Annotated in this window: 8 protein-coding genes and 1 pseudogene; 1 reads left to right on the top strand and 8 read right to left on the bottom strand. The window is 45.3% G+C overall.

From position 1 onward, the window contains the following. From BUF15_RS25475 to BUF15_RS25490, 4 genes and pseudogenes are all read right to left on the bottom strand, one after another. On the bottom strand, positions 1–469 hold a 469-nt coding region (locus BUF15_RS25475), incomplete at its 3' end, for a hypothetical protein (protein WP_143170886.1). Positions 470–877: 408 nt separating this feature from the next. Continuing rightward, on the bottom strand, positions 878–2200 hold the full coding sequence (locus BUF15_RS25480; protein ID WP_073617089.1) for a hypothetical protein: 1323 nt from the start codon (positions 2198–2200) through the stop codon (positions 878–880). A gap of 297 nt (positions 2201–2497) precedes the next feature. After that, a pseudogene (locus BUF15_RS27955) lies at positions 2498–2939 on the bottom strand (IS3 family transposase); the annotation flags it as partial. A gap of 176 nt (positions 2940–3115) precedes the next feature. Beyond that, positions 3116–7456, bottom strand: a complete 4341-nt coding sequence (locus BUF15_RS25490) for a CheR family methyltransferase (protein ID WP_073617093.1) — start codon at positions 7454–7456, stop codon at positions 3116–3118. Positions 7457–7958: 502 nt separating this feature from the next. Here BUF15_RS25490 and BUF15_RS25495 point away from each other — a divergent pair. Continuing rightward, positions 7959–8528 carry a recombinase family protein gene (locus tag BUF15_RS25495; protein WP_073617095.1) on the top strand — a complete coding sequence of 190 codons (570 nt, stop codon included), beginning with the start codon at positions 7959–7961 and terminating at the stop codon, positions 8526–8528. Positions 8529–8696: 168 nt separating this feature from the next. Here the strand turns inward: BUF15_RS25495 and BUF15_RS25500 are convergent, their stop codons facing one another. The 4 genes from BUF15_RS25500 to BUF15_RS25515 all read right to left on the bottom strand — a co-directional run bounded on the left by BUF15_RS25500 (position 8697) and on the right by BUF15_RS25515 (position 11909). Further along, positions 8697–9398, bottom strand: a complete 702-nt coding sequence (locus tag BUF15_RS25500) for a J domain-containing protein (RefSeq protein WP_143170887.1) — start codon at positions 9396–9398, stop codon at positions 8697–8699. 36 nt (positions 9399–9434) lie between these two features. Further along, a complete protein-coding gene (locus BUF15_RS25505) occupies positions 9435–10499 on the bottom strand; it encodes a protein-glutamate methylesterase/protein-glutamine glutaminase (protein ID WP_073617099.1) in 1065 nt (354 codons plus the stop codon). Between the two features lie 76 nt (positions 10500–10575). After that, positions 10576–11073 carry a chemotaxis protein CheD gene (locus BUF15_RS25510; RefSeq protein WP_073617101.1) on the bottom strand — a complete coding sequence of 166 codons (498 nt, stop codon included), beginning with the start codon at positions 11071–11073 and terminating at the stop codon, positions 10576–10578. Continuing rightward, positions 11073–11909 (bottom strand): CheR family methyltransferase, encoded by an 837-nt coding sequence (locus BUF15_RS25515; protein ID WP_073617103.1) that lies wholly within the window; start codon positions 11907–11909, stop codon positions 11073–11075. Before BUF15_RS25515 ends, BUF15_RS25510 begins: the two co-directional genes overlap by 1 nt. Between the last annotated feature and the right edge of the window lie 44 nt (positions 11910–11953).

An 11953-nucleotide genomic window follows, 5' to 3' on the forward strand; every position in this document is an offset into this window, starting at 1 on the left:
ATAATTCGCGAAACTTGATAGTCATTATACCTAGCAGCACGGAAAACAGAGTGATAATCCAAGGAAAATATTTTATTTTAGATATATACCGCCCGTAATTAGGTAGCCATAGAAGAGCAAACCAGAAGCCGCTGAATATATTGGCGAGGCTTCTGAGCATCACAAAACCATGATTTATTACTGCAATGGAATGGAACCCGTCGAGAACGCCCATCATCAAAAATCCCATGGACAACAAGAAATATTCTTCCTTCTGCTTTTCGTTGTCCTGCTGCAAATACAAAAGAAGCAGAGCCATGAGAATTGCTTGAACAGCTCCAACCCCTTCGATAGAGGAATGCAAGGGTTCATATTCTAATTGGATATCATTCGAGAAAAATTGCAGAAAAATACCGGCAGAAGCTATAAAGAGAAAGCTCAATCCAAGAATGAGTAGGAAATATGTCCGTTGCGCCTGAGGAATGAGCATCACCTCCTCCCTTACGTAGTGGCTCCAAGTGCTTAAAGAACTAGCCTGCTTTTTTAGGGTAACACTGTCTGCTTCAAAGTAGGCCAAATGCACTTATATTTCTGACATTATATTATTTTTGATAAGTAATCAATGGGAGTGGTAAGGCCCGTGTTCAATTGTTGAATGAAATTCTGATCATTAATTTGGTGGTTAAAGCCATCGACATATTAAAGTAAACTCAAGGCGATATTGAAATGTCGTTTTACTCCAAACATATGGCAATTGCGAATAACCATTTTTTAAAAAACAGCGCTCAAATTATGAGGGACATGGAATTCTCTGACACCATACATCTCAGCGTACTTTAATTCTGGTTCTTCGGTTGTTTCCGCTTCCTGCAAGATCGGAAAACATGACGGACAATTATTATTGCTCATTTTCAATCTGCTGCCTAAATCTGTGCAAGAGATTTGATTTTATAGAAGCAAGATCTAGAAAATATATATCCTTTGGAAAAAGCAGATCGGCAACTCCTGAATCAAAAAGTCTGTTAACCTCATACTCACGATGAGCTACACCGCGCTGGTAGATGTAGTTCAAGAAACTTTTGTTAGTGTGGATAATAAACTCGACACGCATCCCTCCCATTCGAGCAAAAAATTTCAGCATTGGCGTATTGGCTGAACTTCCCGCATTCCCATTATGGTGAAATCTACCCTCCAGAGTGTCAGAAACATCTTCCTGGATTAAGAAGGAACCGGCTCTGAAGGCACTTTCAACCAAGTGTTTCTGAAATATTCTTACATCGGCGATTCTATCAAGAACCCCCATGAGGCCTAGCTCGTCTGCTACGGCAATATCCGGGTTCTCTTCACCTTTTCTTAGTAGCTTTAGCACCTTGGCAACAGGCTCTTTCTTGCGGACAATGACATAAATGGGAATCTTCCTATTACCGGAATGAAACCAGAGACGCTTGATGAGGGTCCTTTTCAGGCCGGGTTCAAAAGACTTTTCCGTGTCTTCAAGAACCCGATCCCAAGTGTGAACAGCCACATCACAGCAGGAAAAATCCTCAGGTGAATGACGACTCACTAAAAAGGCGGGCTCCTGTTCACCTATTTTTGCATCCGCACTCCAGACATAATTATTTAGAAAATCAAGAAAATCTGCAAATTTTGTCTCGATTTCAGTTTCTCGTTCGCGTTGCTCAATGGCGGCCGCAAGTTGCATGAGTATCAGCTTGCGCTTGGCCTCAAACCTTGCTTTTTTATGGTATCGGTCATCAAAGGGAATAAGCAAAAGTTCAACGGGATCATAAATTGCGTCTACTTTATTATCCATATCAAGATATGAAGAGTAAGGAGACAAAACTGCTCTTTTTAGATAACGAATGACTCCATCAGCAGTTCTGGAATAGTTTTTAATGGCAGTAAGACATTCACTTTCATTTCCTGCTATTCCAAACATCCTAGAAAGGAGGCTATAGGCTCTGTGGCGGGTAACCTTTCGACAATCTTCATTGTCGATAAGATTTTTAATCTCTACGTATGAACGAACATCAAGGAACTCAAAGATTTGGTTTCTGGTAATAAAATATCGGTTTAAAAGGTGACTCTTTTTCAGGCTGACTACCTGGTTCCTGCTGAATGGGGAAAACAATGGTTGGTAATGGATAGTATCTCGTGTTGCAAAGGGGCCATCCTGCTCAAGAAGTTTGAAAATTGTGTCTTTGCATGCCACAGTCTTCATGAGATGCCCCCCTTTACAGGATGTTTATCGGAAGAGCCGACTGTCATCTGACTTTCCAAGCATAATGATATTTTACAATATTACTCCTTGTATGCGATAGAACTTATTCTGTTGAATCTGTTTTTCTCTTTTTCAGAACGAAACTACTGCAACATATATCCATAAGTGCATAATATAATTGATTGTAGCTTGACGCATTCTCAACTGTGTTTGAGAATTACTGCAAAATACTGATCTTGCCCGTTTTGAGTGGACATCCAGTTAAGCTGCTTTGAGAGCTTCAAACACCAGACTTGACTATAACTCCGCACTATGGCTGCGAATGCGATTGAAATCAACTTCAATATATTCAAACACAGTGTGACGCATCTCTTCACAAGTAGCAAAGCGTTCACCGTGGATGGCTTCCACCTTCATAGTGTGAAAGGAACTTTCAGTACAGGCATTATCGTAGCAATTGCCTTTGGCACTCATACTGCAGATCAGTTGGTATTTTATCACGAGACTTTGGTATGCGGTAGAACAACAATATTGGCCGCCGCAATCTGGATGCAGGATTCCCCCCCTGGGCATCTTCCGCCTCCAGAGCGCCATCTTTAAAGCCCGACAAACAGGGATCGACGGTAATGCGCTCCGCCAAAGCCCAGCCAACTACCAGCCGTGAAAATAGGTCTATAATCACGGCAAGGTAAAGCCAGCCTTCAGCTGTCCAGAGGTAGGTTATATCACTTACTTGCTTAACGGAATGTACTTCAAGAACGGGCAAGATCATCACCCGACTTCTGCCAAATCATATCCAATCGTCGGTTTAAAATTTTCGTCTACATCGAATAATAAGTGTGCTCTCTTTTTAGTCTAAAGGTTATCGATGTAATACGATTGGGGGGCATAGGAGTTTCAGGTTGAAATACCTGGCTACCGGTTGTTCAAAACCATACGGACAACATTACCTAAGTCCCTCTTTGTAAAAGGCTTCATAATGAAGCCTTTTATTCCCATTATCCGTGCCTGTTCTTCTGAGATAAGGCTGCTATATCCTGTGCAGAGAATGATGGGTATATCTGGACGAGTTTTAAGCAGGTTGCAAGAGAGATCAGCGCCTGACATATTAGGCATAGTCTGATCGGTAATGACCAAATCGAAAGCATCCGGTTGACATCGAAAGACGTTGAGAGCCTGAAGACTATCATTCATTGCAGTTATTTGATAACCCAGTTTCTCCAATATTCTCTTGTTCACGACGTTGAGCATTTCCTCGTCGTCAACTAGAAGAATGCGCTCATTGCCCTTTGGAATCACCTCTGTAACATTTTTATCTTCCACGGCAGAGCCCTCAACGATTGGCATCAATATATGAAACACCGTACCCTCTCCAGGTTTGCTGTCGCAGAGGATATATCCTCCAGAGCTCTGAACAATCCCTAGAACAACCGCAAGTCCCATGCCGGTTCCCTTGCCTACCTCTTTCGTGGTAAAATATGGATCAAAGATCTTTTCCATGATTTCAGGCGCAATTCCCGTTCCAGTATCTCTGATCGATACTTGTACATATTTTCCTGGACGCAAACGCGAACTGTTGTCTGTATCTTCTTCGGTAACTGTTTTTTTATGAACAGAGACTCTTAACGTTCCTCCCTTCGCCTCCATGGCATGGAACGCATTCGTACAAAGGTTTATCAGTATTTGCTGGAATTGCGTAGGATCGGCAAGAATAACACCGGCATCATGATCAATGTCCTGCTCAATGGTAATTGATGACGGCAGTGTAGAACGCAAAAGCTTAATCGCCTCTTTGGCAAGCAGCGCCGGTTGCAATGGAATATGCTCGATATCTGTCTGGCGGCTAAAAGCAAGTATCTGCTTCACCAGTTCTTTCGCCCTGTTGCCTGCATTGAGGATTTGGTCGATATCATGAATCGTTCTGGCATCTGACGAACTTGTCTCCCGAAGCATCTCTGCATAACCAAGGATCGCTCCAAGAATATTGTTGAAATCGTGTGCAATACCTCCTGCGAGAGTGCCAATGGCTTCCATCTTCTGAGCTTGGGCGAGTTGCAACTCAAGTTTCTTTTGTGCAGATTCAGCTTCATACTTAATCGTCGTGTCTTCAATGATCATAGCAAGTTGCCCTGAGGTCGGCTGGAATACGGTTATCTCGAAGCGTTTGCCAGATTCAGGTTGGGTGTAAATAAAGATGTCGGGTTGACCGGAAATCAAAACTGACCGGCAGCACTCGGCACCTGAGGCTTTTATTCCTGTCATTACATCAAAGACGTCCTGGCCAACAACATCATCACTCCTCTTCATGGTGAGTTTTTCAAAAGCAGGGTTAACCACAATTATCCGATATCCCCGAGCTGATCCCTGTTCATCGCAAATAATATCGCAGAGCGCAAAACCATTCACCATTGTAGTAAAAAGCATGTGGTACTGATCCTCGGCCTTTTTGCGCTCAGTATTGTCCGCATTGACCTCCAGGGTACGTGATGGGCGTCCTGCGCTATCCCGGTAAAGGACCCACTGGCTCCTGACAAATATTTCCTCACCATTACGGTTATGATGAATAAGTTCACCATTCCAGGCCGAACGAGTTTTGAGCGTATTCATGATAGAATCGAGGCTTTGCGGAAACACCGTGTTCAGCAGTTGATGTGAAATGTGACCGATTGCCTCATTTTTGGTGAATCCGTAAAGTCGAGAGGCACCTGCACTCCAAAAGACAATCCGAGACTCGAGGTCACGGACAATTACCGGAGCCAGATCAAGAATCTGGGCCTGTTCACGAATTGCCTCTTCCATACGATGTTGTTCAGTGAGATCAACAAAAGTTATCACAACCCCCTCAACCTCGCCTGTTGAGGTCCGGTAGGGTAAAAGCCGTATCAGGTAATATCGGTCGCCATCGACAGTCAGTGCTGTGCTTTCAATGATCGTATTCGTCTCAATAACCCTCCTGGCATCGGCAGAGATATTCACCTGAGAGATAGTGCCGGTGATGTGCTCCAAGGGGCGATCAATATCAGATGAAACGAGGTTGAAGATTTTCGAAGCCATCGGAGTAAAACGTTTTACCCGCAAATTGCAGTCAAGAAATAGTGTCGCTATCTGTGTTCCATTCAGCAAATTTTCGATATCATTGTTAGCGACATCGAGGGCCTCGACCTTTTTCTGCAACTCGGTGTTGAGGGTCAGCAGTTCCTCATTCAGGGTCTGAAGCTCCTCCTTTGAAGTTTCCAATTCTTCATTGGTTGATTGGAACTCTTCATTGACAGACATCAGCTCCTCATTGGTCGACATTAGACTGTCGTTGGAAGCTTCAAGTTGTTGGATTGTAGAATTCAGTTCTTCCTGATTGATTCGCAGCTGTTCCTCAAGATTGCGAATAAGTAGGTCCTTTCTGCTTCTTTCTTGCTGGGAGCTACTCTCTGTGAAACCATCTTGAGATGGTATTTGGACAGGGGTTGGCTGCAGAGTTACCAGAGCAAGTCTTCTAGCTATATTTTTGGCATCCAGTGGCTCGGCAGTCACATTCACCTCTATCTGTTGCTCGTGCACGGTCATGCATTGACCACGAAAGGCAACCTGCTCACCTTGCGATATCGCCTGGTGTATAGCAGCCCGAAGCGCTGGCCGGAGCTCTTTTTTTACCATCCTCAATATATCATTGGTCGGCGTTCCAATTGGAATTTCAAGGAGATGGCTGGCAGGTGTCGAGACATGGACAACCTCATACTTATCATTGACCACCACGCATGGCGGGGCATAGCGTTGGACCAGGATTTCTGTCGCCAGCTCACCGGGCTCTGGCCAAATCTTTTCAGGTCGGTACGCATCGCGGGTTGACCGATCGATCATTTGCACATTACTGGTGAGAGACAATTCTTTTGCTGAATGAAGTGCAGAATCCAGCTTCTGGAATATTCTCCAACGTTTGTCAACAGTTGCAAAAAGCTCTGTGAGGGGTCCAATGCTTTCTGAATTTCCCATGAAGAGATACCCACCCGGCCGAAGCATGGCATGGAAAAGATTCAAAAGGCGTTTCTGAATGTCTGCATTCAAGTAGATGAAAAAATTCCTGCAAACCACCATGTCTAGCCGGGAGAATGGGGGATCCTTGATGAGATTATGATGCGCAAAAATGACCATTTCTCTCAATGACTTAATAACCTGGAAGCCATCGTTTACCTTGGTCAAGAAGGTGTTAAACCGTTTATCTCCCAAGTCTAACTTGACCGTTTCAGGATATATCCCGGTTCGAGCAGCTGCTATCGCTTGTTCATCGAGATCTGTAGCAAATATTTTGGTGGTGCAATCGATTCTGTTTTCGGCAATATATTCATGGATCAACATCGCAAGGGAATATGCCTCTTCACCGGTCGAGCAACAGGTGTCCCAGATGCGGACCGGATCATTTGATGATCTGTTTGAAAGAAGCTTTGGTAAGATATCGTGGTAAACAATGTCGAAAGCCTCAGGATCTCGAAAGAAACCAGTCACACCAATACAGAAGTCCTGGGAGAGGGCATGTGCCTCCTCGGGGCTTTCCTCAAGCAGATCTATATACCGCGAAACCTCTGTCAGCCCATTAGCTTTCATGCGACGATCTATGCGACGTATCACCGTGTTGGGTTTGTAGAGGCTGAAATCATTGCCAGTACGAATTTTTACAATATGACAGATGTCATGTAACTGGCTGGCAAGCTCTATATTTGACTCTTTGACTCCTGCCACGGCGGCTATTTCAAGGACTCGAGCCGCCATCATCTCCGGTAGCAGGATTTCGGTAGTTGAACAGGCACGCAGAATGTTTTGAGGCATTTCCGGATGGGTTGCAGTGGCAGGGTCTTGAACCAAAACAACACCACCTTCTGTTTCAATTGATTTGGCTCCATCAACACCATCGCGACCGCCACCTGAGAGTACGACAGCAACAGCTCGATCTTTATACGTAATTGCAATTTGGTGGAAAAAACGATTAATGCGGTCGACGCTACCGTCAGACGCTTTGTCAAACCTGATGATGTATATGTTATTTGGCTCAAATGATGACTCTTCTCCGACAACTTTGACAGGTATTGAAGAGTATTTGCTGAGAAAATCGGCCAGCCCCTCTGAGTGCTCTGACGCTGAGTGCAGGGCGAGGGTAATAGCCAGACCATTTTCAGAAGGAAGATCGGAGAGAATAGTTTCAAGCGCTTCTAGACTTCCTGCAGACCCACCGATAGCTACAATGACGAATTTTTCGACTTCTTGCATTTCTTGCTCCTGATAATACCTCTTCGACGCGACACTGCATCAGCCCTATTAGCAGGTCAGGAAGATCTCTATCTCTATACTTCCAATACATCAGAATTTTAGAAGGAATACTGTGCCGGTGAACCTTGTGCCCTCTTTTCTCCTGAATGTACCTTATCCTCCTCGTGATGAGGAGAACAATTTATGTTTCGGTTGGTTGAACTCATAAGAGCAGAGGTGGCCTCTCTCTTTTGAACAGAATTGGAGAAAAATTGAGATGGGAACTGGCAATGCCAAACCGTCATCGGTATAGCCTAGTATAGATTCTTCCTGACAAGGTGCCCGACAGTATGCGTGCACTCTCTCTTCAAAAAATTCTCAGCTCAGATTTGTGTGTCCCATAAAACGACCGTTTTGTGGAACATATCAAATTTCATCGAAAAGTGTATCAAAAACCCGTCTTGTTTATTTAATCCTGGATTTGTCCCTTAAAATACGTTTAATGAGACCAGGAGGAGATTTTATGGGAACAGTTTTTGGGTATGCACGTGTGAGCACGAAAGATCAAAATTCTGATTCACAGGAAGAAGCTCTCATACGAGCTGGTTGTGCACGGATATATAGAGACATTGCAAGTGGAGCTTTATCAGAACGGTCAGGTTTGAAACAGTGCCTCGATGATCTCTCAGAAGGTGATACTTTTATAGTTTGGAAGTTGGATCGTTTAGGACGATCACTGCCACACCTTGTTCAGGTCGTGACTTTATTGAAAGAGAAAGGCGTTGGCTTCAAGTCCCTGACAGAGGGGGTTGTTGACACTACCACTCCTGCTGGTGAGCTCATATTTTCGATTTTTGCAGTATTAGCTCAATTTGAGCGAGGATTGATTCTGGAAAGAACTCACGCGGGTCTTGCTGCAGCCAGAGAGAAAGGGAGAATTGGTGGCCGCCCATCTTTATCCAGACATGATCGCAAAGTTCAACTCTCTCAAGAGATGACAGAAAAGGGGATGAAGATTAAAGATATTTGCCTAGCCTTGGGGATCAGCCGATCTACTTATTATCGATATTTGAAACTGAATAGGCAAATCTGAAAAGTTGGCCAAAATTTACAGCTACCCGATCATTGGGCCTAATAGCATGAAATAGTTTCGATTTGTTCTGATAATCACACATGCCAAGGCTGATCTCCGTGCTTCTTTAAGTTACGTCTTATGCCGTGACAGGCACGATGTCAGCACAGGCGTGGTCAACCGTAATCTCTATCTCTCATAGAGTAATTCAATCTGTCGATTATGTGCCTTGCATTTTCCCAGCAATATCGACAGTTCTCTTGTGCTCAGCAGACCTTTTTCAACGAAAAACTGACCGATTTTCTTTTCCTGCCGCTTCTGTCTCAGCAATAACTCATGAACCTCGCTTGCCGTCAAGAAACCCATACCCTGGGCGGTGACGCCGAAAGGTCCGGTTTTAACAGATTTTTTTAAAATTGCCACAACGGAGTTCCGATCAAGAAAACCCAGACTAATCCCCAACTCACCTATTCTTGGCCGGCCAGATTTCTGCCAGGTAAGCGCCATGAGGAGCTGACGCCATTCGATGACGCCCATGCGATACAAGAAACGACCAAAGAGAAGCTTTTCGGCAGGTAAGTCGTTGGGCTGCAGATATTGATTATCCTGAGGTTTTGCAGAGTAGATTTCTCGACGAGGGGGATTGTTTCTGGAGGCGATATGCCGACGCAGGACGTGACAGGCTGTCTGTAGAGAAACAAATTCATCCTGGCAGTGTTGTTTCGAAAAGCCAGAAATTAGCGCTCGATCCGGGTGGACTTCCATCGCCTTTTTCCTAAAAGCGCTGGTCACACCTTCGTCTTGAAGATAACAGAGAAATTCCCTGGAAAGCTCGATCTCATGACCAAAGAGGACCCGACACGCCTCAAATAATCGGTCTTCCTTTTCCAAGCGATTCATCCCTGCTTTGATGAGAAGTCGGCATTATCAATAACAAAGGCTCGCAACAGCCTGAGCGATTTTTATGAGTGGTACGACCTGATCGACTCCACCCAACTCAATGGCTACTTTCGGCATGCCAAAGACCACACAGCTTTTTTCGTCCTGGGCAATAGTCGCGGCCCCAGCCTGCTTCATCTCCAGCATGCCCTTTGCACCATCGTCACCCATACCGGTCATGATAACCCCGACTGCATTTTTCCCGGCATAGCGAGCCGCCGAACGAAAAAGGACATCAACAGAGGGCCGATGCCGACTGACCAATGGGCCGTCTTTGATCTGCACATAGTACCGAGCCCCGCTTCGCTGTAGCAGCATATGCCTGTTGCCGGGAGCAAGCAGAACACGTCCGGGCATGACGGTATCACCATCCGCTGCCTCTTTGACCGTCATTTTACTTAAACTATTGAGACGTTCGGCAAAAGAGGTAGTGAAATGCTCCGGCATATGCTGGACGATAATAACACCTGGAAAATCGGCTGGCAACATTTCCACAAAGGTGCGCAGCGCTTCGGTACCTCCGGTCGACGCACCGACGGCAACGATTGTTTCGGTTGTCTGGATCATCGCCTTGGCACCGGGTTTGGCCAGGATTACATCGGCATTTAATTTCTTTTCGGTGCTAATGGTTGTGGTACGGCTTTGCCGTCTCACACTGGCTTTTGCCGCTGCTTTTACCGCGTCGCAAATGACCACTTTTGACTCATCCAGAAACTGCTTTGTTCCCATTCGTGGTTTCTGTATGATATCAACCGCTCCGTATTCCATGGCTCGCAACGCTGTTTCCGAATTTGTTTCGGTCAGACTTGAACACATCACCACGGGAATAGGATGCTGGGACATAATTTTCTGCAAAAAACTCAAGCCATCCATCCTTGGCATTTCAACATCCAGGGTGATGACATCCGGGATAAACTGCCGCAATCTTGCGGCGGCGACATACGGGTCCTGCGCCGTGACGACTTCATCAATATCCCTATCTGCCAGTAGTATGTCCGAAAGGGTTTGCCGAACCACCGCCGAATCGTCGACAACCAGTACCTTAACCCCCATATCCCCTCCTATGACAAACAAGATCCCTGTTTCCCCACATACAAAAGCATTGCCGCATGTCGTCCCTCTTGCTCATCTAGGTAATTGGTAGTTGGTCCTGGCCACTCATCTTCTTAATAAAGACAATTCCGCTATCGGTTTTAAAAATCAATTTTCGCCCGTTCTTACCACCAACATCGGAAGCAGCAATAGTCAGTCCGGATCCCTTCAGACAGCGAATCGCAGTAGTAATATTCTGTCTTCCAACCGTGAGGTTACCGACACTCACCCGATCGCCGGAAAACATGTCCGCCCCGCCAAACAGTTTGACCTCGATCTCCTCCCGAGCAATCTTCATTTTTTGAAAAAACTTTATCATGTACCCTAATGAAGTATCGACGAATTTGAAGTTATCACTTCCTCTACCATTGGGCAGCATTCCGTGACATATCGATGCTGTCTGTGTACCCGAGTGGTACATCGTCACGGATACACAGGAGCCAAGTACCGTCGTCACCATCACCGGCTCCTGCGTGATCACCAACTCTCCTGGTTTTAGGTAAATTTTCTCCAGCGGAGAGAGGTTCATATTCATTACAATTTCCGATAGATTGTCGGTGCCACCTGGCTCAGAGGAGTATCATAGCCATGCAGAGACTCAGAGTGACCAAGGAACAGGTATCCTCCCTGATTAAGAAATTGACAGAATTTGATCATCAATTTTTCCTGAGTCTGTTTGTCAAAGTAAATTATGACATTCCGGCAAAAAATGATATCGACCGTATACGGTAATCCAAAATTCTCATCCATGAAATTCAAGCGACCAAAACGTACTCGCTTGCGCAATTCGGGCACTATTCGAACTTGCGGATTTTTCGCATTCTTCCCTTTCAACAGATATTTTTTCCTGAATAGAGGAGCCACCGGTTGTATCAGGCCCATCGGGTAGATCGCCCGACGAGCAATTTCAAGTACCCGGGTCGAAATATCGGTAGCCAAAATGTCAAATCTGAAACCTGCCTGACTCGCCTCGATCTCAGAAAGGACCATCGCCAAGGTATAGGGTTCTTCTCCGGTTGAACAGCCTGCACTCCAGACCTTCAGGCTGTTCTGATAACTATACGTACGTGTTTTCTGCAAAGTTGGCAGTGCAGTCTGGGTCAGATACGAAAAATGGCTTGGTTCACGGAAAAAATCGGTCTTATTGGTGGTGATAACATTGACGAGATGCACCATTTCCTCTTCCTGCCCTTCCGGGCTGAAGAGAAAATCACAGTATTCACTGAAACTCGACAGTTCGAGTGCGCGCAGTCGTTTCGTTAACCTGCCGGTCAACATGGTACTTTTACTATCCGGCATTTTAATGCCCAGATTATCATAGATAAATGAACTCAACTGCTGAAAGTCACGTTTCGTCAATGTTGCGTCCATAAACACTTTACCGTTACTCCGTTTGATCGACCGGATCTGCGCTG

Source organism: Desulfopila aestuarii DSM 18488, from assembly GCF_900143695.1.
Lineage (GTDB): Bacteria > Desulfobacterota > Desulfobulbia > Desulfobulbales > Desulfocapsaceae > Desulfopila > Desulfopila aestuarii.

Bases quoted from the DNA above. Each gene is read 5' to 3' on its own strand.
- BUF15_RS25480 (WP_073617089.1), bottom strand. From the start codon at position 2,200: ATGAAGACTGTGGCATGCAAAGACACAATTTTCAAACTTCTTGAGCAG.
- BUF15_RS25490 (WP_073617093.1), bottom strand. From the start codon at position 7,456: ATGCAAGAAGTCGAAAAATTCGTCATTGTAGCTATCGGTGGGTCTGCA.
- BUF15_RS25495 (WP_073617095.1), top strand. From the start codon at position 7,959: ATGGGAACAGTTTTTGGGTATGCACGTGTGAGCACGAAAGATCAAAAT.
- BUF15_RS25505 (WP_073617099.1), bottom strand. From the start codon at position 10,499: ATGGGGGTTAAGGTACTGGTTGTCGACGATTCGGCGGTGGTTCGGCAA.
- BUF15_RS25510 (WP_073617101.1), bottom strand. From the start codon at position 11,073: ATGAATATGAACCTCTCTCCGCTGGAGAAAATTTACCTAAAACCAGGA.
- BUF15_RS25515 (WP_073617103.1), bottom strand. From the start codon at position 11,909: ATGGACGCAACATTGACGAAACGTGACTTTCAGCAGTTGAGTTCATTT.